Genomic DNA, 25,662 nt, shown 5'->3' on the forward strand with positions numbered 1-25,662 from the left:
CATTTGGGGGGGGCCGAGACAGCCGGAGACGCGCGCTACCAGGAGCTGTTCAACGGAGCGGATGTCTCCCTCTGGGAGGAGGACTTCACCGCCGTTTCGGCCGCGCTCGACGGCCTGCGTGCCTCCGGCGTCCAGGACCTGCGTGCCTGGCTCGCGGCGCGTCCCAGGTTCGCGATGGAGGCCGCGGAGTGGGTGAAGGTCGTGGATGTGAACGAGGCCACGGTGCGCCTGCTCGAAGCGCGTACCCGGGATGAGGTGCTTCGCACCTTGTCCGTGTCCCGGTCCCGCGTCTTCGTTCCGGAGACGTCGAAGGCCTTCACCGCCGAGCTCCTCCTGTTCTGGGAAGGCGGCACGCGGCTGGAGGTGGAGACCGAGCTCCAGACCCTGGGAGGCCGCCGCATCGAGGTGATGCTCACCCTGACCCGGCCGTCGAGGGAGCGGAGCGACCGGGTCTTCGTCACCATGCGGGAGGTCACCGCGCAGAAGGCGTCCCAACGGGCGCGCCAGGAGAGCGAGGCCCGCTTCCGGAACATGGCGGACCACGCGCCGGTGATGCTGTGGGTGACGGACGTCACCGGCCGCTGCATCTACCTCAGCCGGACCTGGTACGAGTTCACCGGACAGACGGAGGCAGAAGGCCTGGGCTTCGGCTGGCTCAAGGCCGTGCATCCCGACGACTCCGAGCATTCAGGGGCGGTGTTCCTCGGCGCCAATGCGCGGCGCAGCCCCTTCCGGCTCGACTACCGGCTGCGGCGCAAGGATGGTGAGTACCGGTGGGCCATCGACTCGGCCAGCCCCCGCTTCGGGCTGGACGGCGAGTTCCTGGGCTACATCGGCTCCGTCATCGACATCTCCGAGCGGAAGCAGGTCGAGCAGGACCGCGAGCGGCTGCTGACCGCCATGGACGAGGCCATCCGGCTGCGCGACGAGTTCCTCGCCGTGGCCAGCCACGAGCTCAAGACGCCGCTGACGCCGCTCAACCTGAAACTCCAGACGCTGGCGCGGGCCGCCCAGGAGCGGCGCGGACCGGAGCTGCTGGAGCGGCTGCCCGCGGACCTGGAGGTCATGCAGCGGCAGGTGAAGCGGCTGTCGACACTGGTGGGTGAGCTGCTGGACGTGACGCTCATCAGCAGCGGTCAGCTGCGCCTGGAGCCGGAGCCGGTGGACCTGGGAGCGCTGGTCCAAGAGGTGGCCGCGCGCTTCGAGGGCGAGTCACAGCGCACCGGGACGCCCATCCAGGCGGAGTTGGACGAGGTGGTGGTGGGGCAGTGGGACCGGATGCGGCTGGAGCAGGCGGTGTCGAACCTCCTCGCCAACGCCCTGAAGTACGGCGTGGGTCACCCCGTTCACCTGCAGGCCGGAAGGACGGCGGAGCACGCCTGGTTCAGCGTCCGTGACGAAGGCATTGGCATCCCCCTCGATGCGGTGGGCCGCATCTTCGAGAAGTTCGAGCGCGCCGTCTCCGAGCGGCACTATGGCGGACTGGGGCTGGGGCTGTACGTCACGCGGCAGAACGTCCGGGCCATGGGTGGAACCATCGACGTGCGAAGCACGCTGGGCCAGGGCGCCACCTTCACGGTGCGCCTGCCCTGCCAGGTGTCCAGCGAGAGCGCGGCGCGGGAAAAGGCGTCATGAAGCGCTCCCAGACCGTGGAGGAAGTGCCGCGCGGCGGCGCGCGTGCTGCAAGGCAACGCGCGGAGTTCGAGCAGCAGCTCGCAACCCGCTCAGCGCGATTCATCTGAGCCGGGCGCTGAGCGCTAGCCCGTCGCCCGGCGCTTGCGCGCCGCACGCGCGGCGGGCTTCGCCGGGGTGGCGGGCGCCGGAACCACCGGCTGAGGCAACACGGTGACGACGGCGTTCACCACCCGGGACACCGCGCGGAGCTGACCGGGCTCGAGCTCCCGCAGCTTGCGCGTCATGCGGCGCAGCTCCACCGGGTCTTCCTTCACCGTCTTGCGAGGCGTGGCGGGCGCCCCGTCGGGACGGCCCACGCCCAGCAGCGTGTCCGCGGAGACCTGGAGCACGTCACACAGCCGGCGCAGCGTCTGGGTCCGGGGCAGCATCTTCCCGCGCTCCAGGCGGCTGTAGACCTCCATGGCCATGCCCATGCGTTCGGCGACGTCGCCCTGGGTGAGGCCCAGACGCAGGCGGGCGTCACGCGCGGCACCTCCCAGCACGGCTGCCAGCTTGTGGTCGACGGGCTCACGCATGACGGCCGAGGGTCGCACGCTCGCCGGGTCCTGCAAGTTTCCAATCGCCTCCCTGGCGCATCCCCTCCCCCGAAACCTACCTCCCAAGTCAGGACACTACCTCAAAGGGCAAACGTCATGCTATGGACCTCCAAGGTTGAATCATGACGCCACCCACAATGACAGCCGCTGGAACCACGTCTGAATTGGACCTCCAAGGTCCTATGGGAGTCCATCCGTGATGCCGGGAGAGGACCTGCACCCGCTGATGCTCCAGGACTCAGAGGAGGTGGGGGCCTTCCGCATCGTCCGGCGGCTGGCCACCGGGGGCTTTGGCGCCATCTTCCTGGCCGAATCCGAGACGCACCGGCAGGTGGCGCTGAAGTTCGCGCTCCAGGGCCCCTCGGAGGAGGACTCGCCCGGGGCGGACGCGCGGACCTGGAAGGAGGTCCACGTCCTCATGCGACTGGAGCACCCCAACGTCGTGGAGCTGCTGGGCTACCGGCGGTGGCCGGATGCGCGCGATGGCTACCTGGTCCTCATCATGGGCTACGTGGAGGGCCCCACCCTGTCCGAGTGGGCCCTGTCCGCGCAGCCCACGCCCCGGCGCGCGGTGCAGGTGTTCCAGCAGCTGGCGCTCACGCTGGATGCCATCCACCGCGCGGGCGTGCTCCACCGAGACATCAAGGGCAACAACATCATCATCCGCGCGTCGGACGGACAGCCGGTGCTGGTGGACTTCGGCTCGGGGGACCATGCGTGCTCGCCCGTGCTGACCGAGGACACCCTGCCGCCGGGCACGCCCAGCTATCGCAGCCCGGAGGCCCTGCGCTTCTGGGCCCAGCCTCGGCCGGCGGGCTCGCGTTATGCGTTCGCGCCCACGGATGATCTCTACTCGCTGGGGCTGGTGCTCTACGAGGTGCTCACCGGGAGCTTTCCCTATCCGGCGCAGCTGCCGCCCGCCGGGCTGCTGGCCAGCATCGAGTCCGGTGGCTTTCCCCCGCCCTCTGTCCGCAACCCGCGCGCCCCGAAGGCGCTGGACGCCATCGTGGCGCGCCTGCTGTCGCCCTCCGCGGCGGGGCGGCCTCCCTCGGGTGCGGCCCTGTTCGATGCGCTGGACGCGGCGCTGGCGGGCGCGGACTCGGCCTGGGATGAGCACCTGTTTCCGCCCCTCGCTCCCGAGGAGGCCGTCACCGAGGAGGCGCTGGAGTTCTTCGACGGGGACGAGGAGGCGCGCGAGCTGCGCCGCTGGATGCGTGTCCCGGAGCGAGCGCGCCCGCCAGCCTCCTTCGCGCCTCCCACCGAGCCCACCTCACCCTGGGCCTTGACGGAGGTCCGCGCGAGCACCGGGTGGCGGCGGTGGCGGGACGCGCTGAAGCGGCTTCTGGCCACGCTGCGCTCGTGGCGCTGAGCCGGCGCGCCATTCCTTGGGAGGGGCCTGGGCGCCTGGCCCTCCGGGAAATCCATTCATTTTCATTCAACCTCAGAGGTCCATGAGCCCATGATGACGCCTGACACGACGACGGAGGAGCTTCCTGGAGGTCCGCGCAGACCACGCGTGCTGTTCACCGTGGCCGGCACGGTGTTCGAGTTCGTCCGCAAGCTGGAGATGCGCTCCACGGGGGAACTGCTGATGCTGGCGCAGCGCCGCTACCGCAATGGCCTGAGCGGCCCGGTGGTGGTGAAGCGGCTGCGGAACCCCGCCACCTTCGTTGAGCGGCGACGGCTGGTGGAGGAGGTGGACCTCACGTTCCGGCTCAACCATCCCGCCATCGCCAAGGTGATGCTGCTGAAGCTCTACCGCGGCGCGCCTCACATCGTCATGGAGTACGTGGAAGGGCGTTCGCTGGACACGGTGTTGAACCTGGCGGCCATGCGGCGGCGGCCCCTGTCCGCGGAGTTCGCGGCGCACGTGACGGCGGAGGTGGCGGAGGCGCTGAGCCATGCGCACGGCCTCACGGATGAGTGGAGCCGGCCGCTGCACATCGTCCACCGGGACGTGAGCCCGCGGAACATCCGCGTGGGCGTCCATGGCGAGGTGAAGCTGACCAACTTCACGGTGGCGGCCTCGTCGCTCTCCGGGCGCGAGGTGACGAGCCGGGAGCTGGTGAAGGGTGACATCGCCTACGCCTCGCCCGAGGCACTGCGGCGACGGAAGGTCGATGCCCGGTCGGACCTGTTCTCACTGGGACTGGTGCTGCTGGAGCTGCTGACGGGCCGGCACCCGTTGATGGTGGATGACCTGGCGCCCGTACTGGAGTCGGAGCCTCTGGAGCTTCACGCGCAAGGGCCCACGTGGATGCCCGTGAAGGAGGTGGCGGCGCGGATGGCCCAGGTGGGCCCGGAGCAGGTGGAGCGATTGGCGGCGGGTGTCGCCGAGCCTCTGCGGGCCATCCTGCTGCGGGCGCTGCGGCAGAATCCCTCGGAGCGGTTCCAGACGGGCGCGGAGATGGCGGAGGCGCTGCGTGCGTGGCTGGATGCGCAGGGAGGCCACCGGGGACGTCAGGCCATCGCGCAGGAGGTGGAGCAGGCCGCCGTGGAGGCGACGGTCCGGCGCAACCAGGCGGAGCTGCTCGAGGGCGGGCTGCATCCGGAAGGGCTGACGGTGGAGGAAGCGGCCCTGGCCGGAGAGCCCTCGTCCGAGACGCCCCTGGGCGAAGCCGCGGGGTCCGCGGTCCGATTGTCACAGGTGGCCGAGCTGACGCTGGAGGCGCGCATCACCCAGACGGTGGAGCCAGCAGCGGACGCGCGGCACGCCGCCACGGAGGCTCCCGCGCTCGCGACACGGCTCGACGGCGCCCACACGGAGGCACGCTCGCATCCGGGCCTCGAAGCGCCCACCACTCCGGTGGCGGAGACGGCGCCGCCTCCGCCCGCCCCCGAGGCACCGGACGAGGCACGTCCCGAGGCCTCCTCATCCCAGCCGCCTTCCCCACCGGAGCCCTCTGGCACGGCCCCAGAGGCCACGACGCCTGAGGAGCCCGACACACCGTGACGCGCGTGGCGTCACGGTGGGCTACAGCACACCAGCGCCGTACAGCACGCCCGCCAGCACCAGCAGCGTCACGGCGATGACCGCCACCACGCGCAACGCGGAGATGGGCGCCTCGCCCAACACCACCCGCTCATCCTGCCCGTGCACCAGCACCCGGTACGGCTTGTCGCGGTAGCGGTAAGCCAGCACGTACACGGGCAGGGCCAACCGCTGGGTGCGCAGGCTGAATAGCGCCACGGCGACGTGGATGTTCCGGAAGCGACTGCCCGGAATGACGCCCTGCTGGAGGCGCTCGCCGGCTAGGCGCTCCACCGCCTCCAGCACGCTCCGCCGGGCGCCCGAGCGCGTGGCCTCGAAGCGCTCGACGTGCGCGCCCTCCGGCCCATGGGGCGTGTCCTGACCGGAGCCTCGCTGATAGTGGGGCGCCAACGCCTCGCACTCCCGCACCTTCAACCCGCGCGAGGCCGGCACCGGGATGCCCTCGAAATCGAAGCGCGTCCGGCCCGCGTGCGGCGCCCAGTCCGACCGCCTCGAGCCCGCGTTCGAGTCCGCCGTCCAGCTCACGTCCACGCCCGCGTCGAACATCCACGCCGGCCACCACACCGGACGCAGCGACTCCAGCGAGGCCTCCTGTGCCAGCCCGGACGGCCGGAAGAAGCCGCCCCGCCCCAGGAAGCCCATCAGCGCGCCGCGCGCGGACTCGGTGTCCACGGTGAAGGGGAGCCAGTGCTGCGCCTGCTCCACCGGGTCCGCCGTCGTCTCCACATGGGTGACGGAGCCGCAGTAGTCACACCGGGGCGCCTTCGCCTCCACGGAGTACTCCACCGCCGCGCCGCAGCTGTCACACCGCACCACGCGGGCCCGCGCGCGCTCCACCGCGGCACGCGGCGGAGGCGGCGCCGTCAGCCCGCAGATGGGGCAACGCAGGTCCTCCGCCTCCAGCGCGCAGTCACAGCGCTGACAGGGCTCCACCCACACCGCTTCGGCGCTCATCGCCCACCTCCCGTGAGCAGCCAGCCCACGGCCAGCACCGCCAGCAGCGCCACCAAGGCGGACAGCACCTTCCATGAAGAGATGGGCGCCTCGCCATGGACGGCCCCCGTCTGCCCGTTGACGAGCACCCGCAGCGGCGGCGCGTCCTCCGCGTACTTCACCGCCAGCACCCAGACGGGCAGCAGGCACACGTCGAGCGCCTCCCAGTCCAGCCGGGACTGATGCTCCAGGCCCCGGTGCGAGTCCCCCGGCATGGAGCGCGACAACAGCCCGCCCACGCGCTCCACCGCTTCCTTCCGGGCCAGCTCCTGACACTGCGCCAACGTGAGCGAGGGCTCCTCCGCCACCCAGCCGGAGATGAGCGCCGGGGTGTAGCGAGCCAGGCCGCGCAGGTCGAAGGGCTCCAGCGCCTCCAGCTCCGCGTTGTCCAGCCCCTTGGACGCGGTGACGAGCACGTCCGCCACGTAGCTGACCAGCTCGCCCTCCAGCGAACGCCACTCCGTGCGCGTCACGGTGCGCGTGCGCGTCACCGTCTTTCCGTTCTCCGTCGTCCTATACGTCTCCGTCTCCTGGTAGTTCTCCCCAATGGAGGCGCGGTAGCGCGCCTGCGCCAGCACGCTGTAGAGGTACGCGGGCACGTACACGCCTCGCACCTCGCCCGGCGCGGCGGAGCGGATGCCCGAGCGCGTGAAGCGGCTGCGCGAACGCAACCACCGCGCCACATGCTCCTTCGCCGCCATGTGCGTGAGCGCGAAGCCCAGCGCGAAGACGGGCTCGGGCACACCGGGTACCGGAGGACGCTCCACCACGGCAGGCGCGGCGCAGTAGGGACAGCGCGTGGTCCGCAGCGCGGGCTCCAGCACCAGACGCGCGCCGCAGGACTGACACCCCAGGTGGAGCAACGGTCCGGCCACGGCGGACGGTGTCTGTTGGGATTGCTCGGCCATCCCGTCAGTCTTGGCGCACCTGACCAGGGACGTCCATCCCGTCCGCCTGCCCACCCTCCTGGCGTGCGTGCCCGTTGGCCCGTTGCCGCCGGCCTGTCCCGTCACGAACGTAGTGTGACGGAGGGAATCCATCATGGCTCAGCGCGACAAGCATCAACAGCCGGGCATCCAGCCACCCGAGGATTACTATGGCCGTACGGAGGAACCGCGGCAATACACTCCGGAGACAGAAGAGAACGGAGCGAAGCGCGACCTGGCGGACGCCGCCGAGTCGACAGAAGACACGCATCGCATGCGCACCATCGACCCGACGGAGCGCACGCCCGGCGCCATCCTGGATGAGATTGGGGACGGGGATGGTCCGCGCAGCGACGCCGGCACCAACCCATTGCCCGACACCTACTGGAGCGCCTACCCCGAGGGCGAACCCCAGAGGGAGTGAGCCCTCACGAAGGGCCGCTCTGGAGGCCATGGCTTCCCGAGCGGCCCGTCAGCTCCCTGATTTCAAGCACTCACGCCGTCCAATGCGTGTCAGCCCCCCTCTGTACTGTGTGCTCATTCGCCAGCACCCAGGGGGAGCGATTCCATGGCGGAAATCCGTGAACTGCCGCGTGTGTCCGTGAACAAGTTGGGCGAGTACCTCGTCGCCACGCCCGCGCGTCGCAAGCGCATCATCCACGACCAGAAGCACCCGCCGGAGCAGCAGTATCTGCGCTACCCGGAGGCGTCGCATGCGATTACGGACTTCCTCTGCCGGGGCATGGACCTGTCCATCCTCCGCGAGCACCAGCGCCGCTTCGCGTGCAGCGTGCCCCAGACGGAGTTCGAGGCGCAGCGGCTGCAGTTGTGCTCGGAGGCGCTCGAGCGCTTCGCGGACCTGGTGCCCTGGCTGGACCTGGAGGAGACGCTCATCAGCGCGGTGGGCGCGGAGCCTCCCGTGCTGGAGGTGGCGGGCGTCACCATCAGCGTGCGGCCGGAGGTCGTGCTCCAGCGCATGGACAGACATGGCAACGCGCGCGTGGGCCTGATGAAGCTGTACTTCTCCAAGCACCAGCCACTGGATGAACGGTCGGGGCAGTACATCGGCACGCTGCTCCAGCGCTTCACCGAGCAGCACCTGTGCCCGCTGGGCCCGTGTGACCACCGCCTCATCCAGGTGGTGGACGTCTTCGCGGGGACGGTCTTCACCGCGCCGCGGGCCCACATCCGGCGGCTGAGCGACGTGGTGCTCGCCTGCGAGGAAATCGCGGAGCGCTGGTCCGTCCACTGACGCGGCGAGCCATGGGCTCGGGTGCAGTGCTCAACGAAGCAACCGCCTGGGACACTACGAGGGTGGACACGTCGAAGGACTTCATCGAAATCGATGGTCCTGCTTCGCGCCACCCGATACCCCAGGGAGTTCCATGAGCACCGAGCACGCCGCCCACGCCCTCTCCACGCGCGACTTCATCGACCTGGAGGAGCGGTATGGCGCGCACAACTACCATCCGCTGGACCTCGTCATCGAACGGGGCGAGGGCTGCTGGGTCCATGACGTGGAGGGCCGCAAGTACCTGGACTGCCTGAGCGCGTACTCGGCGGTGAACCAGGGGCACTGCCACCCGCGCATCCTGGAGACGCTGCGCGAGCAAGCCGCGAAGGTGACGCTGACGTCACGGGCCTTCCGCAACGACCAGCTTCCCCACCTCTACAAGGCCCTGCGCGAGCTGTCTGGATTGAGCCGCGCGCTGCCGATGAACTCGGGCGCGGAGGCGTGCGAGACGGCCATCAAGCTGGCGCGCAAGTGGGGCCACACCGTCAAGGGCATCCCCGAGGACAAGGCGGAGGTCATCGTCTTCGCGAACAACTTCCACGGGCGCACCATCAGCCTCATCAGCTTCTCCACCGAGCGGAGCTACCGGCAGGGCTTCGGCCCCTTCACCCCCGGCTTCACCGTGGTGCCCTACGACGACGTGGAGGCGGTGCGGCGCGCCATCACCCCCAACACCTGCGCCATCCTGATGGAGCCCATCCAGGCGGAGGCCGGCGTGCTGATTCCGCGCGACGGCTACCTGAAGCAGGTGGCCGAGCTCTGCAAGCAGCACCGCGTGCTGTTCATGGTGGATGAAATCCAGACGGGCCTGGGGCGCACCGGGAAGACGTTCGCCTTCCAGCATGAGGACGTGCGGCCGGACGTCATCGTGGTGGGCAAGGCGCTGTCGGGCGGCTTCTATCCGGTGTCCGCCGTCATGGCGGATGACGAGGTCATGGGCGTGCTCCGGCCCGGCGAGCACGGCAGCACCTACGGCGGCAATCCGCTGGGCTGCGCCGTGGCGCGCACCGCCCTGGACGTGCTGCGCGACGAGCGCCTGGTGGAGCGCTCCGCCGAGTTGGGCAAGTCGTTCCTGGCCATGCTGAAGACGCTGAAGAATCGCCACATCGTGGAGGTGCGCGGCCGGGGGCTGATGATTGGCGTGGCGCTGGACATCTCCGCGCGGCCCACCTGCGAGGCGTTGATGAAGGAGGGCGTGCTCTGCAAGGAGACACACGACTCCGTCATCCGCCTCACGCCGCCGCTCATCATCACCCAGGCCGAATTGGACTGGGCCTTCGAGCGCATCAAGAAGGTCATCGAGGCGCTGTAGTCCCAGCGCCACCCGGGCACGCGAGCGGCCGCGTGCCCGGGACCGCCGCACCAGGGCCGCGGTTGTCCTGGCGTGTCGCCTTCCACACCGTGTGGGGAACAGCGCGCAGCCTGGGGCGCTGCGACAGGACGGTGGCCGGTGCTCGAAGCCCTCTGGGACAGGCGTGCGCTGCTCGTATCGGGCAAGGGAGGCGTGGGGAAGACGACGCTGGCGGCGGCGCTGGCCGTAGCCGCCGCGCGCGCGGGCCGCACCGTGCTGCTGGCGGAGCTGGCGCCGGAGGAGGACGGGCCTTCGCCCCTGGCGGCGCGCGTTGGGGTGCGCCAGGCGGGGCCGCAGGTGACGCGCGTGCGTCCCGGGCTCCACTTCGTGCGGCTGTCCGCATCGGTAGGGCACCGGCACTTCCTGGAGCGCGCCCTGCCCGCGCGCTGGCTGGCCGACGCCGCGCTGCGCACCCGCGCCCTGCGCCGCTTCCTGGAAGCAGGGCCCGCGCTCCGGGAGATGGGGCTGATGTACCAGTTGCTGGCCCTGCTCCGGCGCACCCGGCCGGATGGACGCTTCGTCCACCCGCTGACCGTCGTCGACCTGCCCGCCACGGGACACGCGCTGGCGCTGGCCGCCCTTCCCCAGCGCGTGCTGTCCCTGATGCCCGGGGGCCCCATCGGACGCGACGTGCGGGAGGGGCTCGACTTCCTCCAGGATGCGGAACGCACCGCGGTGGTCCTCACCAGCCTGCCGGAGCCGCTGCCCGTCAGCGAGGCGCTCACCGTGGCCGCCGAGCTGCGCCGGCTGGAGCTGCCGCTGTCCGCGGCCGTCCTCAACCGGATGCCGGAGGACCCCTTCACGCCCGAGTCCCGCGCCGCCCTGGGCCGGATGCTCGCCGCGCACGGGCCGCACCAGGGGTGGCGTGAGCTGGAGCGGCTGGAACGGGCCCGGGCCGCCTTCGTCCGGCTGTCGCGCACGCTGCGCGCGCCGCTGCTCACCCTGCCAGAGCTCCACGCCACGGGCCCCGCGCTGGTCGAGGCGCTGGCGGAGGGCTTCGCACCTCACCCGGAGCACGCGCTCTGGCAGGAGGCCCTGCCGTGAGCCACGGACCACAAGGCGGTGGGCCCCGGCGCGTGGCACAGGGGCTCACGCCGTGAGCGCGGGCGACCTGCGCCGGCTGCTGCGTGACAAGCGCATCGTCGTCCTGTGTGGCGCGGGCGGCGTGGGCAAGACGACGACCGCGGCGGCCCTGGGCGTGGCCGCCGCGCGCGCGGGACGGCGGGTGCTGGTGCTCACCATCGACCCGGCGCGGAGGCTCGCGGAAGCCATGGGGTTGCAAGAGAGTGGCCCCGAGCCCACGTCGATTCCCTCCGAGCGCCTCTTCGCCGACGGCCCCCAGGGCCCGGGCCTCCTCGACGTGTGGATGCTGGACCCACGCGCCATCTTCGAGCGCATGGTGCACCGGCTGGCGCCCACGCCCGAGGCGGCGCGCGCGATTGTCGACCACCGCCTCTACCGCTTCTTGTCGGAGCTGGTGGCGGGCGTGCAGGAGTACGCCGCCGCCGAAGCCCTGGACGGCTTCCTCGCGGACGGCCGCTACGAGCTCATCTTGCTGGACACGCCCCCCAGCCGGCACGCACTGGACTTCCTGGACGCGCCCGGCCGGCTGGCGCGCTTCCTGGATGAACGCATCGTGTCGCTGTTCGGCCCGGAGAAGCGGTCGCGCGGAGGGCGGCTGTGGCACGGCGCGCAGGCGGTGGTGGACCGCGTCCTGGCGGGCATCTTCGGCGCGGGCTTCACCCAGGAGATGCGCGGCTTCATCGGCGCGTTCGGCGGCCTCTTCTCCGGCATGCGGCTGCACACGGAGCGGCTGCACCAGCGGTTGGCCTCACCGGACGCGGCCTTCCTGCTGGTGACGTCCCCCGAACCCGCCTCCCTTCGCGAGGCCACCTGGTTTCGCGAGACGCTGGCCGAGCGGGGCCTGCCCTTCGCGGGCTACGTGCTGAACCGGAGTTGGGCCCACGACGACGTGCTCGCGGCGCCAGAGGCCCTGCTGGAGCACACGGGAGGCGACCGCCACGCGGAGCACGCCGTGGCGGCCCTGTCCCGCCTGGCCGCGGTGGAGCAGGCGCGCGCCAAGGCCCACCAAGACGTGCTCGACCGCCTCACCCGGCACCTTCCCTCGGGGACGCTCGCGGTGGCCGCGCCGGACGCGGGCGCAGAGCTGGAGGAGTTCAGCGGACTGGTGCGCCTGGGTGACGCGCTGGCCGCGGGGTGAGGAACGCCAGAGTGGGACAGGCACCCGCTCGCTCGGACGCCCGCACCTTGGAGGCACGCGGCCTCACCACCAGCGTTGCAGTTTGAACCCGACTTCGCCCAAGGAGAGTCATGGCCCACAGAAGCATGGACAACGGCAGGGACGAACCCCACCGCGAGGCGGACGTGGCGCCTCCGGGCTCGCGTGAGCGCGCCGAGTCCGACCTCACCGGCTGGAACCCCGCCCGCGACGAGGAGTCCTCCACCCGACAGGGCCGCTACCACCGCGCGGCGACGATGCGCATGGCCCTGCCGCGCACCCAGGTGGACGACGGGCCTCGCGAGGACGCGTATGGCGCGCCCCCGGAGGACAGCGGCCCCTACGGCAGGGACGACCGGGACAGCCACTATGCCACCGGCTGGGGCCCCCGGCACGACACCGGGGAACAGGACGTCGAGTTCTCCCGCCAACGCGCCGACTACCGGCCCTGGGACCGCTCCGGCTACGGCGGCGGTGGCGGCGAGCCCTCCCGCCCCCAGCCCCCACAGGGGGAGGCCTACCGCGACGTGCGCTTCCATGGCCGTGAACGCGGCTTGCACGGCGAGGAGCGCCATGGCGACGCGCGCCCCCGCTACCAGATGGACCGGAGCGCTTCCCATGACCCGGGCCGCGACGAGGCGAGCACCCACCGGGGGGAAGGCGCGGCGTCCGCTTCGGCCCGTGACGAAGCGAGCACCCACCGCTGGGCTGGAACAGGCGCGCCTTCGCCCACCGGCGCACGACGTGACGGCGCGAGCACCCAGGTCTACACCGCCGTCGCGGGCCGCTCCGAGGCGAGCACCTCCCGCCGGGACGACCGCGCCCGCCGCGGCCACTGGCGTCATGAGCCCCTGCTGGCCCGCGAAGTGATGACGCGCAACGTGCGCACGGCGCGCCCGGAGAGCCCGCTGCGGGATGTGGCGCAAATCATGAAGGATGAGTCCTGCGGCATCGTCCCCATCGTGGACGAGCGGGGCCGACTGGTGGGCATCGTCACCGACCGGGACCTGGTGGTCCGCGCCTTCACCGGGGGCCGCTCGCCGGAGCAACTTCGCGCGTCCGACGTGATGACGGATGACGTGGAGGTCGTCACGCCGGACGACACGCTCCATGACGTCATCGGGCTGATGGGGCGCCGACAGCTGCGCCGCATCCCCGTGGTGGAGCGAGACGACGGCATCGTGGGAATCATCTCCCTGGGCGACATCGCCCTGCGCGCCGACCACGACGAGGAGCTGCAACAAGCCCTGGAGCGCATCTCCTCCAAGCGCTCCTTCTGGAGCCGGCTCGGCTGAGCGATGCCGCGTTCCCTTCGGGTGCGGGCGGGCCCTGTGTCTGGCCCACCCGCGCCCGGCGCATGGCTCACGCCACGCCGGTCAGCACCACGGAGTCGCCCGTCTCAGACACCGTGAACTTCTTGAGGGGAATGGTGGCCGGACCCTGCGTCACCGCGCCGGCGCGCGTGAAGATGGACGCGTGGCAGGCACAGAACAGGTCCGCCTCCTGCTCCCGGTAGTTCACCTCGCAGAAGGCGTGGGTGCACACGGAGTCCACCGCCGACAGCGAACCGTCCTGCAATCGGAACACGAAGATGCGCTTGCCGTACCCGGACGGCACCCCCGTCACCGAGCCGCCCACGTCACGCAGCTGGGGGAACTGGCTGAGCGGCAGCACCACCTGCCCGTTCACCGCGGACGGGAAGTCGCTCTGGCCCGCGCGCAGGTTGATGCGCAGCACACCGGTGTTGGGGTTGTACGCCGCCGAGAACGTCTGCAGCGGCACGGTGGCCGGCCGCTGGAGCACCGAGCCATCCGTGGCGCTGAAGCGCGACAGGTGGCAGGGGCAGATGACGTCCTTGCCGTCGAAGCCCAGCGGGCACCCCACGTGGGTGCACAGCGACGACAGCACGGAGAAGTCGTCCGGCGCGCCGTCGTCCTTGGAGTGCACCACCAGCAGCGGCACCTGCTCACCCGGGACGCGCACCGTCAACGCGCCGCCCACGGGCTCCAAATCCGGATAGCGCGACACCAGGATGTCCACTGTCCCCTGCTCGCTGGCCGTGACGTCCGTCACCGGAGCGGGGTTGATGTCCGGCGCGCAGCCCGGCAGCGTCGTCGCCGCCGCGCTCGCCGCGCCTGTTCCCAGAATGCCCTTGAGGAATCCTCGTCGCGTCGAACTCACGTACCCTCCACCTCGAATACCAGCTTGGGCTCCAGCACCAGGACGTCATCCACCTTCACCATCAACAGCGACGGGCGGTTGACGTTGTAGGCATCCAGGCTGATGTCGAAGCTGCCCTCGGCCACCGCCTCCTTCTCCGACTTGAACAGCACCGTCATCGGAATTTCCACGGTCTTCTTCACGCCGTGGAACGTCAGCTGGCCCTTCACCTTCACCGGCACCTTCGCCGGGAAGCTGGTGGGCGGCTTCACGCCGGTGGCCACGCCCTTGAAGTCGATGATGGGAAACCTGGCCGCGTCCGTCGTCTCCAGCATGTGCGCGTCGCGGTTGGCGTTGCCCGAATCGAAGTCCTTCACGTTGGCGCGCACCGCCACCTGGAGCGTGCCGTCCGGCAGCAGGCGGGCCTTGCCGTCGCTGGGCGGCGCCTTGCCCACCACCTCATGCAGCTTGTGCTTGAGCTTGTAGGTGAGCGAGCTGGCGTCCTTCTTGACGCTATACGTGCGGGCCTGCGACTGCGCGACTGCGGGCAGCGCGAGCACCAGGGTGGCGATCAGGGCGATTCGTCGAGCAATCACGTCAACCTCCAGGGAACCACTACGAAAGGCATGCGCTTCAGAAGAACAGTGTGAAGACGCCGGCCGACACCGCGCCCAACGTCACGTAACCGGAGATCTGATGAGCGGTGGCCATGTCCGTCTCGGACAGCCGGCCAAAACGGTCCGTGGCCATGATGCCGAGGACGATCTGCGCCACCATGCCGACGGTGGCGAGCGCCATGAACATCTTGTGGACGGTGATGGTGTCCCACCGGAACTCCTTCTCGAAGGGTTCCGGCGCCAGCACACCCAGCAGACCCACGGTGGCGAACAGCGCCGACGTGCCAATGGCGAGCCCCCGGTGCAGGCCCAGCAGGTTGCGGTCATCACCGCCGCCGCGGAACGAGTCGTTGAACTGGAGCTGGCCCACCACCGTGGTGCCGACCAGACCGGCGGCCATCGCGAAGCCCAGGCCCTGGTGCAGCTTGAGCATGGTGCGGCGCCGGCCAATGCGCTTCTCCAGGTCCGGGTCCACCTTCGCGGCGGCCGCGGCCTCGGCGGGCTCCAGCAGGTCGAAGTCCAGCGAGTCGCCCCCTTCCGCCGGGGCCTCCCCGGACTTCTTCTGGACGGTGGGCGCGTCGTCCGTCGGAGACAGGAGCCTGGCGGGCTCCACCTGCATCGTGGGCTGGGCGTGCTGAAGCTCCGGGGCGTCCACGTCCCGTGAATCCACGGCCGGCGTGGCCTTCTTGCCCTTCTTCGCGGGCTTGCGCTTCGACGTGGCCTTGGCCGGCTTCGCGGCCTTCATCTTCGTGGCCTTCGTCTTGGAGGAGGACTTCACCGCCCGGGTCTTTTTCGCGGACTCGGTCTGGCGCTGCTGGGCCCAGGCGGTGTGGGGGGCGGCAATCAACGACAGGACGACGAAGAAGGCAGCAAAGCGGGTCATCAGGCTTTTCCGTGTAGACGCAAAGCAAACTGCCGGGTCAGGACCGGTCATCCGAGCTCGTGTCCTCCGCCACACCATCACCAACCCACCTTCTCCGAGGACGGAGCGAACGGTATCGCGTCCGGACTTTCCGGGAAACGCACCGCGTCGAACGGTACCGCCCAAAAATCGGCGGACCGGCATCATTTTCCGCGGCCCCCTGTCCGGACAGGCGTCGGCAGTCCGGGGACGTGGCGGCTGACGGTAGCGTCCGCACTTGGGAATCGGGAGGTGCCTGAAGGTCACGGCTCAGTGTCGAGCACCGGCCAGGGGTGAAGGGCGCGTCCGGGCGGCGAGCCCGGCGGCTCACTTCACAGAGAACAACCTGACGCCCCAAGGCGGGGCGGCCTCACGCCTCACGCGGGGGTGGTGGCGGGGACTTCCGAGCGCGGCGCGCTGCCGGAGGTCAGCTCCAGGCCAAGCGCGTGCGGATCAAAGTACGCGTAGAAACGGCGGATCCGGTCGCCATCCCACTCGATGATGGACACGCCCTCATAGGCCACCGCCGCGCCGTTGTGGGCGGTGCCCTGCGTCTCCCATTCGAGCGCGACGCGGGAGCCCGCCTCAATCATGTTGCGGAAGGTGGACTCCACGCGATGGAGGGTGCCCTTGTATTCACGCCAGAACCGCCGGGCGCCCTCCTGGCCGGAGAAGACCTGCGGCGAGGCCACGTTGCTCACCTGCGCGTCGTCACTGAAGAGGGAGACGAGGGTCTCCAGGTCCCCCTCCTTCTCCAGCTTCGCCAGTGCATCCACGAACCGCTGCGCTCGCTCCATCGCCATGCGCTGCCTCGCTCTCGTGAAAGAGTCACCCAGGGGAAGGGTGCGCACGCCTTCAGGACATGTCCCTCCAAAGGGCCCGGCCCCTCGCCCTCCGGACGGTCGCGCGGGGGACTCGCCGCAGGGCCGGTGGTAGACTCACGTCTCCGCGGCCATGACCTCCACGCATACCCGCCCCGCCGAGCCGACGAGCGATTCCCTTGTGGAATCCCTGGCGCCACTGCCTGCCCCCCCTTCCCTGGCCGCGCTGCGGGACGCCCTGAGCTCGCCCGGCGTCATCCCCTCGGAGGTGGACGCGCTCATCGCGGCGATTGCCCAGCGTCCCGATGGAGACCCGGAGGCCCTGCGCGAGCGAACGGACTACCTGCTGTCCCTGATGACGCTGCCGGGGGATGCCAGTGTCCTGACGGGGAGCGCCGGCATCACGGTGCGCACCGCGGCGGTGGAGGCCCTGCTGGAGCTGGGCTACCCGTATGCGCTGGAAGTCCCCCCGGACGCCCTGGAGCGGGCCCGGCGTGAGCAGGGGCTGCCGACGACGGAGGCCCCCACGTCGCGCCTCCTCCGCTCGCCCATCCTGGCGACGGCCGTCACGCTCCTCGGCCTGGTGATGCAGCTCATCATGATGGCCCTCCCCCAGCTCGGTAGGCTCGGCGATGTGGATGCGTGGCTGACGCCTTACCTGCTGCCCATCTTCGCGCCCGCGGTGCTGGCCATCCTCGGCACCTGGACGAAGGCGCGCCCGCTCCAGTACCTCGGAAGCCTGGGCCTGGGGATTCAGGGACTGCTCTGGTTCGGCGGCGTCCTCATGCTGACACAGGCGGCGAAGAACATTCCGTGGCTGTGGGTGGCTGCGCCCTGGTACCTCCCCCTGATCGCCTGCTACCTGGTGTGGCCTCGGAAGCAGTCCGATGACCCCGCTCGCCCCCTGCCGCCCCCCGAGACACCGGAAGCGGCTTCCTGAGGGCCAGGCTCGTGGCCCAGGCCCGGGTCCTCAGCGCGGCAAGGCCCGGGTCCACGCCTCCCGATTCCACCCCTCCTTCGCATAGGCCGCTCGCGTGGATTCAGGCAGCGCGTCCCAGGCCGTGCGGGATGCCAGCTCGGCGGGCTGTTGGAAGACGCCCCGATGCCCGGGGGCGAAGGATTGCTGGGCTCGCTCCGCCGTCAGGCCCTTCATGGAGAAGCCCGCCTCGGCGCTGGCCTGGCTCCCATCCGCCTTGAGCTTCGCTGACACGCCGCCCCCGAGCTCCGCCTTCTTCGCGTTGAGCGTCGCGTGCACCTGGAACAGCGTGCCGACGCCCACCGCGACGCGCTGCTCGCCGTCCGAGGCCAGGCTGAGTTCCACGAGTCCCAGGTTCACCTTGACCTTCCCCTCCGTCTCGCCCGAGCTGTCATGTGACACCTCGACACCCACGGGGCCCGCGCGCGCGGCGACACCCACGTCCCCCTTCAGCTCGCCATGTCCCCGGGTGTCGAGCGCCGCCTTCGCGCTCCACTGGGCGCTCTCGCTGCTGACACCCACCTTGCCGTGAAGCTGCACCGTGCCCCCGGCGCGCTCCCCAGAGAGTTCCCGCTGCCGGGCGCTGACGTGTTGCAGCACCAGGTTGAGCGTCTTCGGCTGGCCGATGCCCGACTTCCAGGCCGCCTCGTAGTCCCGCCGCGACGGGTCCTTCCACTCGAGGCCCAGGAGGGATTCGGGCAGGCGCGCGGCGCGTGGCGGTCCCAGCGCTCCCAGTTCCTGGAGGCTCTGGGCCCCATCCACCGCGCGGGCATACCGGCCGAGGTATTCGGTGTGCGCCCGGTAGAAGCCCGCGCCCACGTCGATGGCGTGTGCGTTCACCGCGTCACGCATCGCCCCCGGCAGCCGCCGGTCATTGACGAAGACGTCCGGCACCGCCGGGTAGCCCAGGGGACCCACCGGGCCCGACTCCCCGTTGCGCCGATGGAGCACGCCCTTCGACTCCGCCTGCTCCAGGAAAGCGAGCCGCGAGCCCGCGTCCTGCGCCTTCACGTATGCGCCCAGCAGTCCCTCTTGCTGCAAGCGCTCCAGCGCGACCCGGTACGTGCCCGCCGGGAGACTTCCCAGCGCGGTGTGCACCGCCCGCACGTCATCGGCACCGACGGTCCAGTTCTCCAGGCTCCGCGTCAGGCGCGCGCGGATGCCTTCGAGCACGTCCGTGGGCGCATCCTTCGAGCCCTCCGGGCGCGACCAGCCTCCCAGCACGGCCATCTCCCCCGCGGACCGGGCGGGGCCCGCGCCAGCAGGCGTGGATCCGTGAGACGAGGGCTCCGGCGTCCTGGCGGCGGATCCGTCGAAGGCGCGCACCTCGTTACGCCGAGGGGACGCCTGCGCGCGGGGCTCCGCGGCGCGTGACGGAGACGGGGGCGCCGCTCCGGCCTCCGCGGGGGTGTCGATGGTGGACAACGAGGAACTGCCGGACGAATCGATACGAGGCATGGGACGCGCTCCGGGTGGGAACGGCCTGTCCGATGCAGTTGGCACACCAGGGTGCCTCCCAGGGCCACGCGCGTTCGACGGTCGCCCCGGATGGACGCGGCATCTCCCCAATGGGACTCGCCCGAAACGCGACGGGGACCGGGGCCTCCATGGCCACGGTCCCCGCTTCACCGCACCGCGCGTTGGGAGCGCGGGCTCAGAAGACGTTCTGCGCGCGGCGGTAGTACATCTCGCGGTCCGCCATGCCGTTGTAGCCACCGTTGATGCGGCGGGTGACCTCGCGGAAGTTGCCCGCGTCCGCGTAGGTGTTGAGGTTGCGCGACGACCAGTACCAGCCGGCGATGCGGAACGCGACGTCCGGGTCCTTGGCGCGCTGGGGGTTGCCCTCCAGGTCGATGCCCAGCGCCTGGCCCGCGGCGCGGTAGTTGGCGCGGCCCGTCAGCTGGATGGGGCCACGGCCCTTGTAGCGGACGCCGTCGCCCGGCTGGGTGTTGCCCAGGTCCCTGCGGCCCTCGTAGGCGGCGCCGGAGGCAATCTCCTCCATGTAACGGAGCTGGCCGCTCTCGTGCGCGAGCTGCGCCAGGAAGGCAGCCTTGCGCATGGGCGTGGTGATGTTCGCCTCCGCCATGGCCCGGTTCAGGTGGGGCAGGTACTGCTCCGCCGTCGCCTGGGACAGGTTGGGCATCACCGCCCGGAGCTGCTGCACCGTCACGCCGGCGGATCCACCGGTCGGCGGCTTCGGGCCACCCACGCCCCCCACCGGCGGCTGGTTCGGCGTCGGCCGGGTGGGCGACGCGCCGCCCCCACCCGGAATCGTGAGCCGCTGGCCCGCGTAGATGAGGTTGGGGTTGGAGATGTTGTTGGCCTTGGCCAGCGCGCCCACCGACGTGCCGTACCGCCCGGCGATGCCGCTGAGCGTGTCGCCCGACTTCACGGTGTACGAACCGCCGCCCGAGGAAGGCGCCGGGCTGCTCGGCGCCGCGCCGCCCGTGCCCGGAATCGTGAGCTTCTGGCCCGCGTAGATTCGGTCCGGGTTGGAGATGTTGTTGGCCGTGGCCAGCGCGCCCACCGACGTGCCGTACCGGCCGGCGATGCCGCTGAGCGTGTCGCCCGACTTCACGGTGTAGCTGGAAGCCGCCCGGCCCCCACCCGAAGCACGAGGCGCGTCGAAGCCGTCCGGGATGCGGAGCTGCTGCCCCGCGTAGATGAGGTTCGGGTTGGAGATGCCGTTGCTCTTCGCGAGCGACGACACCGAGGTGTTGAAGCGCTGGGCCAGCGCGCTGAGGGTATCGCCACGGCGAACGGAGTAGGTCGTCACGGGGGGCAGACTCCTGAAAACAGAGAGGCGACGTGCCCACATTTTCGTAACGACTGAGAGAAAGTTTCCCCGCAATGCCAGTTATTTATGCATAAACTTATTCAAAATCACCGAAATCACGGAATTGTGACACAAGGGATGGGTCGTCACAGACTCGTGACATCATCCCCCCAAGTAGCCAGGATGTCGCACCCCAGCGGCCACGCTTGTGTGACTCCGGGGGTTCCGTTACCTCCGGGGCCATGTCCGCTGACTCCGTCCTTCCGGCCCCTCGGGCCCGTCTCACGCAGCGCCCGGGCTTCTGGGCTGGTGTCGCCGTGGCCGCGCTTGGCGTCACCGCCACGATGGGGGCCATGCTGATCCGCGGCCAGAGCAGTGGGCCCCTGCCCCAGTTGGGCGCGCTGCCAGACTTCACCTTCACCCGTCATGACGGCCAGCCCTTCGGGAGCACGCAGCTGAGGGGCAAGCCCTTCGTGGCCAACTTCATCTTCACGCGCTGCCCCACCATCTGCCCGGCCTTCACGCGGAAGATGGTGGGCGTGCAGGACGCCACCGCGTCCCATGGCGCCGGGCTCCAGTTGGTGTCGTTCTCCGTGGATCCGAAGTACGACACCCCGGAGCGGCTCACCGAGTATGGCGAGCGCCACGGCGCGGACTTCTCCCGCTGGAGCTTCCTCACTGGCGACTACGAGCAGCTGAAGGAGACCATCGTCCAGGGCTTCAAGGTCAGCATGGGCCGAGAGCCCGGCGCGCCCGAGGACGACCTGCTCTCCATCTTCCACGGGACGCACTTCGTGCTCGTGGACGACGCCGGGCAGATTCGCGGCTACTACGACAGCGCGGACAGCGACTCCACCGAGCGCCTCATCCGCGACACCCGGCGCCTGGCCCAGACAGGGCACTGAGCGCCGCCGCGCGGGGGGCCGCGTCGCCCGCAAAGCCGAAGGGCCGGCCCCGCAGCTTCGCGGGAGACCGGCCCTGGGGCTCGCTACCAGTTCGCGCCAGAGGCGCGGATCATCACTCCACGAAGCGGGCGTGGTTCTGCGCGATGATGTTCTGGAAGTTCTGCAGACCCAGCGGGTTCTCCGCGAAGGCGCCGACCTTGTCCGCCGCGCCCTTGACCGCCTGCGCGATGTTGGTGATGTCCTGCACCTTGGGGGCGATCTTGGACAGGAAGCCCAGGCTGCCCAGCGTGCCCTCACCCAGGAAGGACGCGGCGCCCTGCTTCACCAGGTTCTCCGCCGTGGGGCCCAGGAACTTGCCGACCAGGGGCAGCTTGCCGACCTTCTCACCGATGAACTTGGCGATGGGGTCCACCAGCGAGCTCAGGGGCTTCTGGAGGAACTCCATGGCCTTGCCGCCGATGTTCGCGATGCCACCGGCAATCTTGCTGACCGTGCTGGCAACCTTGCTGATGACGTTCGTAACGGACTTGAGTGCGCCCATGATCGTACCCCTTGGATTCTAGATGCCTGGAAGGCGGAGATTTGTGCCGGAAGGAAAACTCGAGGGGATTCTCGGTGCATGTGGGGAATTGTTTCCTCCCACCTTTTTCGTCGAATTATCCCCACCCGCCTCCGCCCGTGGTGCCAGGGATTACGGACGGTTACCGCCGCTGCTGCCCTTCTTGAGCTGATCCATCAGCTCCTGGCGGGCGGCTGGATCTTGCGGACCGGTGGGGGCGGCGCCGCCCACGGGAGGCGAGGTGAGGGACGGCTTGCCGGCGGTGGAGACCTTGTCCTGGGTGAACTTGGAGGCCTCGAAGTCCGGGGGTGAGCCGGGCAGCTCGCCCTTCATGCCCTTGATGAGGATGTTGGCGGCCTCCTCGGAGGAGAGGGGGTTGAAGCCGTTGCGGCGCAGCTCCTCGTCGGAGATGACGGCGACCTCGGCCTCCTTGTCCTTGTCCTGGGCGTACTTGAGGACCAGCTCCACGTAGTCCTCGAGCTTCATGCTCACGGCCTCGGCGATCTTCTTCGTCTCCGGATCCTTGAGAAGCTCCGCGCGAACGACCTCGATGGGTCGCTTCAGGCCGCGCTTCGGCTTTCCGGTGTTTTCCTGGGACATGCTCTTGCTCCGAGAAGGAAATGGGACAGTGCGCCGGACTCTAGCCCAGTTTCCCCGCTTCACACATTCCCGCCCACCTTGGAATGGCCGGAGCCAGAGTGCGGGAGAAGGAGGGGGACGGCTTCACGCCCGTGTGCCCGTGACTACCTTTGGCGGCAGCGAAGGACAGCCAGAGAGAAGAGGCGCGCCATGGCGATTTCCAAGCGGGGGCTGGTGGACAGGGTGAAGGAGGTGGCCGTCCAGGCCGGCACGCGCGGCGCGCGGGTCCTCCTGGGCACCGCGGTGGTGACGGCCCGGGGGGTGGCCAACCTCCAGTCCAAGATTCGGGGCACCCCGGCCCGCGGCCGCGTGAAGACGGCGGCGGAGGGGACGCGGCGCACGGCCAAGGCGGCCCGCGGCGTCATCGAGAGTGGCAAGCCCACGAAGGCCCCCGCGCGCCGCATGTCACCGTCCACCAAGACGGCCGCCGCGGCGGGAGCGAACAATCAGGTGGGCCGCAAGTCCGTGCCCGGCCAGGCCGCCGCCGCCAAGCGCGGCACCGCGAAGAAGGCGCGCCCCGCCACCAAGGCGAAGCGCGGGCAGAAGCACCGGCACTGAGGGCGCGGCTTCAGCGGGCGGCGTTCCTGGACACGGCCTTCGCGCGCGAGCCGCCGCTTACCTTCTGCTTGGGAGCGATGCGCGTCACCGTGCCCGGACGCCGGGCGATGGCCGCCTCGCGGGCCGCTTCCTCCGCGGCGCGGGCCGCGGCGGCCTTCAGCGCGAGCTGTTCGGCCTGCTGCGCCCAGCGGCGCTTCAACACGTCCCGCAGCCCGTCCTTCTGCAGGTCCACCTGGGCCTTGTGCAGACGGTAGTGCAGGTCCTCGCGCAGCGTGCCGCGCCCCAGCGCCGCGTCCGCCGAGCCGGAGACGCCCAGCACCAGCTTCGGCCGCTCCTCTTGCGTCCGCAGGCACTGCAGCAGGACGAACTGCGCGTCCCGCCCCAGCTTCGCCACGTCCGGGATGAACACCACCCCGTTGGGCTGCCGGAGCGCTTGCGGCAGCTCGGCCGCCTGCCGCACCTCCACCAGCTCCACGTTGAAGTTGCGCGCGGCTTCCTGCGCCCAGCAGCGCCGCTCCTCTTCCGTACCTCCATGGAGGAGCAGCGAGGAACGGTTACAGACGAGCTCTACTTCACGATAACCCTGCGGTGTCACCGGCGGCCCCCCTGCGTCTGGAAATGCGTGATTTCTAGATTCTAATGCAGACGTGCCCCACCGGGCACGTCGGCGCCGGCACCACCTGACAATCCTTTCAGGTGATGACAGGTGTTCCCGCTGTCTGAAAACACGTGCCTCAGGCGGAGGGCACCACCATGACGGGCCGGTGGCAACGCGCCACCAGCTCATGGGCCACCTCGCCCTCCAGGGCGTCCCGCAGGCGCGAGGGCTCCAGGGACGTCCCCACGCACACCAGGTCCACCCCTTCGCGCTCCGTGGCCTGACAGATGGCCAGCGTCACGTCCTCACCCGTCACACCCTCCACGCTCCAGCGCACCGCCTGGGCGGCTTCGTCGCGCGGCACCAGCTCCCACAGCCGCTGGAGCACCTGGTCCCTGTCCCTGGCGGGCTCGGGCAGCACGCCGTAGTGGTCCGCGAAGCCACGGTCCTCCAGCTTGCGGCGGTGGACGTGCAGCAGGTGCACCCGGCCCCCGGGCCCCACCAGCGTGCGCGCCTGGGAGATGGCCTTGGTGCAGGCCTCGGAGAAGTCCACGGGCACCAACACGCTTCGCGGTGGGCGGTCCGCGCGCCGGGCCTGCACCATGGGCGGCACACACACCACGGACTGCGCCGCGTGCCGCAGCACGCCCGCGGACACCGAGCCATGCCACAGCCGCTTCACCCCGCTACGCTGGTGCGTGCCCACCACCAGCAGGTCCACGCCGCGCGTGTGCGCCACGTGCATCAGGTGGTCCGCCGGACGGCCGAAGCCGGGCTCCAGCACCACCTCCACGCTGCCCTCGCCCAACAGGTCCCCCACCTGCTCGCGCACCTCGCGTTGCAGCACGCGCTCCACGATGGGGTCCAGCGCCTCCATGCTCTGCAGCGCCGGCTCCAGCAGCTCCACATGCACGGGGCTGTGGATGCCCAGCCGTTCCCGCTCGTCCATGGGCGAGCACACGTAAGTGGCCAACACGTCACACGGCCCCACCCGGCGCAGCTCGCGCAGGAAGGACACCGCGGCGCCCGTGGTGGAGGAGCCGGGGTCCACGCCCACCAGCACCAACAGCCGCCTGCGGCCCCGCGCCCAGTCGGTCATCGCGGTGTCGCTGCGCACGGCCAGCACCGGCGCGCAGCCGTAGCGGGACAGGCGTTCGGGCACCGTGGCCCGCCGCCACGCCGAGGTGCGCCAGCCGGACGCGGCCACCACAATCCACCGCGCGTGCCGGCACTCCTCGTCACTCAGCACTTCATCCGCGGAGGTGCCGGCCTGCAGCCGGTAGCGCACCACCCTCGCGAGCGTTTCGAGCCGCGCGGCCTCCTCCTCCAACCGTTGCAGGGTGAGGGCCAGCGCGCCGGTGCCGTCGTCGAGGAAGGCATCGCCCTCCGCGACGCCCAGGAGCAGCAGCGGCTCTTGCAGCCGCCCCGCCACGGCCGCCGCCACGTGGGCCGCCGCGAGGGACTCAGGGGACAGGTTGGTGACGCACACGATGGCCATGGCCGCCCTCCAGGTTCGGGAAAACCCTTCCCCGTGAAGGAACAGATGGCCATGGCGACGCCAGGAAGCGGGCACCCACCCTACGCTGGCTCGCTCCAGGGCCCGGCGCACACCGCGTACGCGGGCTCGCGGGGCGTGGGCACACCCCTGCGCCTGCCCGCCCGCACGTCACGTGCGCTCGGGCGCCACCGTGGGCACAGCGTGCCCGTCGTGGTTGGTGTGATCCTGCTCCTCGCCCGAGCCACCCCGGTCACCGCTCTTGCCGAAGGTGGACAGGAACACCTCCGTGCCGTTGCTCGTGTAGCGGTACGGCCGGCCCCACGGGTCCAACGGCACGGCGGGCAGGTACGCGGGCACCAGCAGTTCCTCCACGTCCGCGTCTTCCGGCAGGGTGCCCTTGTCCGCGTGGTAGCGGCCCAGTGCCTCCTCCAGCACGGCGAAGTCCTGGTGGATGCGGTCGGCGTGCACGGCCTTGGAGCCGCTCAGCGCGCCCACCAGGACGGCGACCACCAACCCGAGTCCGAAGACGAGCCCCACGAACAACACGGGGGAGCGGCGGGACGGAGGGGGCTCGTCAGACGAGGCGTTCATGACCCCTTCCTATAGCCGCTTTCCGCTCGCGAGGCGC

General features: G+C 70.6%; 26 protein-coding genes. 12 read left to right on the plus strand and 14 right to left on the minus strand.

What is annotated here, in order from left to right:
- Window positions 1–3: 3 nt before the first annotated feature.
- Window positions 4–1,635, plus strand: a complete 1,632-nt coding sequence (locus tag BHS09_RS37845) for a sensor histidine kinase (protein ID WP_140796172.1) — start codon at window positions 4–6, stop codon at window positions 1,633–1,635.
- Window positions 1,636–1,757: 122 nt separating this feature from the next.
- Here the strand turns inward: BHS09_RS37845 and BHS09_RS37850 are convergent, their stop codons facing one another.
- Entirely contained in the window at window positions 1,758–2,210 is a 453-nt protein-coding gene (locus BHS09_RS37850; RefSeq protein ID WP_174260666.1) for a helix-turn-helix domain-containing protein, read from the minus strand.
- 220 nt (window positions 2,211–2,430) lie between these two features.
- Between BHS09_RS37850 and BHS09_RS37855 the strand changes: the two genes are divergently transcribed.
- The gene (locus tag BHS09_RS37855) at window positions 2,431–3,600 is read left to right on the plus strand and encodes a serine/threonine-protein kinase (protein WP_140800861.1); all 1,170 of its coding nucleotides are present in this window, start codon (window positions 2,431–2,433) and stop codon (window positions 3,598–3,600) included.
- A gap of 90 nt (window positions 3,601–3,690) precedes the next feature.
- Window positions 3,691–5,184: a serine/threonine-protein kinase gene (locus tag BHS09_RS37860; RefSeq protein WP_174259018.1), complete on the plus strand. Its 1,494-nt coding sequence runs from the start codon at window positions 3,691–3,693 to the stop codon at window positions 5,182–5,184.
- Between the two features lie 21 nt (window positions 5,185–5,205).
- Here BHS09_RS37860 and BHS09_RS37865 read toward each other — a convergent pair whose 3' ends face one another.
- Both BHS09_RS37865 and BHS09_RS37870 read right to left on the minus strand, forming a co-directional pair.
- Window positions 5,206–6,177 (minus strand): TFIIB-type zinc ribbon-containing protein, encoded by a 972-nt coding sequence (locus BHS09_RS37865; protein ID WP_140800511.1) that lies wholly within the window; start codon window positions 6,175–6,177, stop codon window positions 5,206–5,208.
- Window positions 6,174–7,124 carry a TFIIB-type zinc ribbon-containing protein gene (locus tag BHS09_RS37870; protein WP_174259019.1) on the minus strand — a complete coding sequence of 317 codons (951 nt, stop codon included), beginning with the start codon at window positions 7,122–7,124 and terminating at the stop codon, window positions 6,174–6,176. Before BHS09_RS37870 ends, BHS09_RS37865 begins: the two co-directional genes overlap by 4 nt.
- A gap of 133 nt (window positions 7,125–7,257) precedes the next feature.
- Between BHS09_RS37870 and BHS09_RS37875 the strand changes: the two genes are divergently transcribed.
- From BHS09_RS37875 to BHS09_RS37900, 6 genes are all read left to right on the plus strand, one after another.
- Window positions 7,258–7,566 (plus strand): hypothetical protein, encoded by a 309-nt coding sequence (locus tag BHS09_RS37875; RefSeq protein ID WP_140796174.1) that lies wholly within the window; start codon window positions 7,258–7,260, stop codon window positions 7,564–7,566.
- A gap of 144 nt (window positions 7,567–7,710) precedes the next feature.
- Complete coding sequence (locus BHS09_RS37880; RefSeq protein ID WP_090491242.1) at window positions 7,711–8,394, plus strand: hypothetical protein; 684 nt, start codon at window positions 7,711–7,713, stop codon at window positions 8,392–8,394.
- Between the two features lie 133 nt (window positions 8,395–8,527).
- Window positions 8,528–9,748, plus strand: a complete 1,221-nt coding sequence (rocD, locus tag BHS09_RS37885; RefSeq protein WP_140796175.1) for an ornithine--oxo-acid transaminase — start codon at window positions 8,528–8,530, stop codon at window positions 9,746–9,748.
- 138 nt (window positions 9,749–9,886) lie between these two features.
- Window positions 9,887–10,831: an ArsA-related P-loop ATPase gene (locus tag BHS09_RS37890; RefSeq protein WP_140796176.1), complete on the plus strand. Its 945-nt coding sequence runs from the start codon at window positions 9,887–9,889 to the stop codon at window positions 10,829–10,831.
- A 52-nt stretch (window positions 10,832–10,883) separates the two neighbouring features.
- Window positions 10,884–12,008 (plus strand): ArsA family ATPase, encoded by a 1,125-nt coding sequence (locus tag BHS09_RS37895; RefSeq protein WP_140796177.1) that lies wholly within the window; start codon window positions 10,884–10,886, stop codon window positions 12,006–12,008.
- A 110-nt stretch (window positions 12,009–12,118) separates the two neighbouring features.
- Entirely contained in the window at window positions 12,119–13,321 is a 1,203-nt protein-coding gene (locus BHS09_RS37900) for a CBS domain-containing protein (RefSeq protein ID WP_140800512.1), read from the plus strand.
- Window positions 13,322–13,388: 67 nt separating this feature from the next.
- Here BHS09_RS37900 and BHS09_RS37905 read toward each other — a convergent pair whose 3' ends face one another.
- From BHS09_RS37905 to BHS09_RS37920, 4 genes are all read right to left on the minus strand, one after another.
- A complete protein-coding gene (locus BHS09_RS37905) occupies window positions 13,389–14,207 on the minus strand; it encodes a QcrA and Rieske domain-containing protein (RefSeq protein WP_140796179.1) in 819 nt (272 codons plus the stop codon).
- Window positions 14,204–14,782, minus strand: coding sequence for a YceI family protein (locus tag BHS09_RS37910; protein ID WP_090491236.1), 579 nt, complete (start codon window positions 14,780–14,782; stop codon window positions 14,204–14,206). The genes BHS09_RS37905 and BHS09_RS37910 overlap by 4 nt, the downstream gene beginning before the upstream one ends.
- A gap of 37 nt (window positions 14,783–14,819) precedes the next feature.
- Complete coding sequence (locus tag BHS09_RS37915; protein ID WP_140800513.1) at window positions 14,820–15,686, minus strand: hypothetical protein; 867 nt, start codon at window positions 15,684–15,686, stop codon at window positions 14,820–14,822.
- 395 nt (window positions 15,687–16,081) lie between these two features.
- Window positions 16,082–16,507, minus strand: coding sequence for a nuclear transport factor 2 family protein (locus BHS09_RS37920; RefSeq protein WP_140796181.1), 426 nt, complete (start codon window positions 16,505–16,507; stop codon window positions 16,082–16,084).
- A 199-nt stretch (window positions 16,508–16,706) separates the two neighbouring features.
- On the opposite strand from BHS09_RS37920, the gene BHS09_RS37925 reads away from it, so the two are divergent.
- The gene (locus BHS09_RS37925; protein WP_237077863.1) at window positions 16,707–17,465 is read left to right on the plus strand and encodes a hypothetical protein; all 759 of its coding nucleotides are present in this window, start codon (window positions 16,707–16,709) and stop codon (window positions 17,463–17,465) included.
- A 30-nt stretch (window positions 17,466–17,495) separates the two neighbouring features.
- On the opposite strand, the gene BHS09_RS37930 is transcribed toward BHS09_RS37925, so the two are convergent.
- On the minus strand, window positions 17,496–18,959 hold the full coding sequence (locus tag BHS09_RS37930; RefSeq protein WP_237080079.1) for a hypothetical protein: 1,464 nt from the start codon (window positions 18,957–18,959) through the stop codon (window positions 17,496–17,498).
- Between the two features lie 196 nt (window positions 18,960–19,155).
- A complete protein-coding gene (locus BHS09_RS37935) occupies window positions 19,156–20,277 on the minus strand; it encodes a LysM peptidoglycan-binding domain-containing protein (protein ID WP_140800514.1) in 1,122 nt (373 codons plus the stop codon).
- A 317-nt stretch (window positions 20,278–20,594) separates the two neighbouring features.
- Between BHS09_RS37935 and BHS09_RS37940 the strand changes: the two genes are divergently transcribed.
- Entirely contained in the window at window positions 20,595–21,182 is a 588-nt protein-coding gene (locus tag BHS09_RS37940) for an SCO family protein (RefSeq protein ID WP_335929555.1), read from the plus strand.
- Window positions 21,183–21,294: 112 nt separating this feature from the next.
- Here BHS09_RS37940 and BHS09_RS37945 read toward each other — a convergent pair whose 3' ends face one another.
- Entirely contained in the window at window positions 21,295–21,723 is a 429-nt protein-coding gene (locus BHS09_RS37945; protein ID WP_090491230.1) for a hypothetical protein, read from the minus strand.
- 150 nt (window positions 21,724–21,873) lie between these two features.
- The gene (locus BHS09_RS37950; protein WP_171442345.1) at window positions 21,874–22,341 is read right to left on the minus strand and encodes a hypothetical protein; all 468 of its coding nucleotides are present in this window, start codon (window positions 22,339–22,341) and stop codon (window positions 21,874–21,876) included.
- A gap of 189 nt (window positions 22,342–22,530) precedes the next feature.
- On the opposite strand from BHS09_RS37950, the gene BHS09_RS37955 reads away from it, so the two are divergent.
- Window positions 22,531–22,938 (plus strand): TrbL/VirB6 family protein, encoded by a 408-nt coding sequence (locus BHS09_RS37955; protein WP_237080080.1) that lies wholly within the window; start codon window positions 22,531–22,533, stop codon window positions 22,936–22,938.
- Window positions 22,939–22,948: 10 nt separating this feature from the next.
- Here BHS09_RS37955 and BHS09_RS37960 read toward each other — a convergent pair whose 3' ends face one another.
- The 3 genes from BHS09_RS37960 to BHS09_RS37970 all read right to left on the minus strand — a co-directional run bounded on the left by BHS09_RS37960 (window position 22,949) and on the right by BHS09_RS37970 (window position 25,625).
- Window positions 22,949–23,533 carry a P-loop NTPase family protein gene (locus BHS09_RS37960; RefSeq protein WP_140796186.1) on the minus strand — a complete coding sequence of 195 codons (585 nt, stop codon included), beginning with the start codon at window positions 23,531–23,533 and terminating at the stop codon, window positions 22,949–22,951.
- 139 nt (window positions 23,534–23,672) lie between these two features.
- Complete coding sequence (locus BHS09_RS37965) at window positions 23,673–25,034, minus strand: universal stress protein (RefSeq protein WP_140796187.1); 1,362 nt, start codon at window positions 25,032–25,034, stop codon at window positions 23,673–23,675.
- Window positions 25,035–25,202: 168 nt separating this feature from the next.
- Window positions 25,203–25,625, minus strand: a complete 423-nt coding sequence (locus tag BHS09_RS37970) for a type II secretion system protein GspG (protein WP_140800516.1) — start codon at window positions 25,623–25,625, stop codon at window positions 25,203–25,205.
- Window positions 25,626–25,662: the final 37 nt, after the last annotated feature.

The sequence above is a fragment of the Myxococcus xanthus genome (assembly GCF_006402735.1).
GTDB lineage: Bacteria > Myxococcota > Myxococcia > Myxococcales > Myxococcaceae > Myxococcus > Myxococcus xanthus_A.

Bases quoted from the DNA above. Each gene is read 5' to 3' on its own strand.
- BHS09_RS37850 (WP_174260666.1), bottom strand. From the start codon at position 2,210: ATGCGTGAGCCCGTCGACCACAAGCTGGCAGCCGTGCTGGGAGGTGCC.
- BHS09_RS37855 (WP_140800861.1), top strand. From the start codon at position 2,431: ATGCCGGGAGAGGACCTGCACCCGCTGATGCTCCAGGACTCAGAGGAG.
- BHS09_RS37860 (WP_174259018.1), top strand. From the start codon at position 3,691: ATGATGACGCCTGACACGACGACGGAGGAGCTTCCTGGAGGTCCGCGC.
- BHS09_RS37865 (WP_140800511.1), bottom strand. From the start codon at position 6,177: ATGAGCGCCGAAGCGGTGTGGGTGGAGCCCTGTCAGCGCTGTGACTGC.
- BHS09_RS37870 (WP_174259019.1), bottom strand. From the start codon at position 7,124: ATGGCCGAGCAATCCCAACAGACACCGTCCGCCGTGGCCGGACCGTTG.
- BHS09_RS37875 (WP_140796174.1), top strand. From the start codon at position 7,258: ATGGCTCAGCGCGACAAGCATCAACAGCCGGGCATCCAGCCACCCGAG.
- BHS09_RS37880 (WP_090491242.1), top strand. From the start codon at position 7,711: ATGGCGGAAATCCGTGAACTGCCGCGTGTGTCCGTGAACAAGTTGGGC.
- rocD (WP_140796175.1), top strand. From the start codon at position 8,528: ATGAGCACCGAGCACGCCGCCCACGCCCTCTCCACGCGCGACTTCATC.
- BHS09_RS37900 (WP_140800512.1), top strand. From the start codon at position 12,119: ATGGCCCACAGAAGCATGGACAACGGCAGGGACGAACCCCACCGCGAG.
- BHS09_RS37915 (WP_140800513.1), bottom strand. From the start codon at position 15,686: ATGACCCGCTTTGCTGCCTTCTTCGTCGTCCTGTCGTTGATTGCCGCC.
- BHS09_RS37920 (WP_140796181.1), bottom strand. From the start codon at position 16,507: ATGGCGATGGAGCGAGCGCAGCGGTTCGTGGATGCACTGGCGAAGCTG.
- BHS09_RS37930 (WP_237080079.1), bottom strand. From the start codon at position 18,959: ATGCCTCGTATCGATTCGTCCGGCAGTTCCTCGTTGTCCACCATCGAC.
- BHS09_RS37945 (WP_090491230.1), bottom strand. From the start codon at position 21,723: ATGGGCGCACTCAAGTCCGTTACGAACGTCATCAGCAAGGTTGCCAGC.
- BHS09_RS37950 (WP_171442345.1), bottom strand. From the start codon at position 22,341: ATGTCCCAGGAAAACACCGGAAAGCCGAAGCGCGGCCTGAAGCGACCC.
- BHS09_RS37955 (WP_237080080.1), top strand. From the start codon at position 22,531: ATGGCGATTTCCAAGCGGGGGCTGGTGGACAGGGTGAAGGAGGTGGCC.
- BHS09_RS37965 (WP_140796187.1), bottom strand. From the start codon at position 25,034: ATGGCCATCGTGTGCGTCACCAACCTGTCCCCTGAGTCCCTCGCGGCG.
- BHS09_RS37970 (WP_140800516.1), bottom strand. From the start codon at position 25,625: ATGAACGCCTCGTCTGACGAGCCCCCTCCGTCCCGCCGCTCCCCCGTG.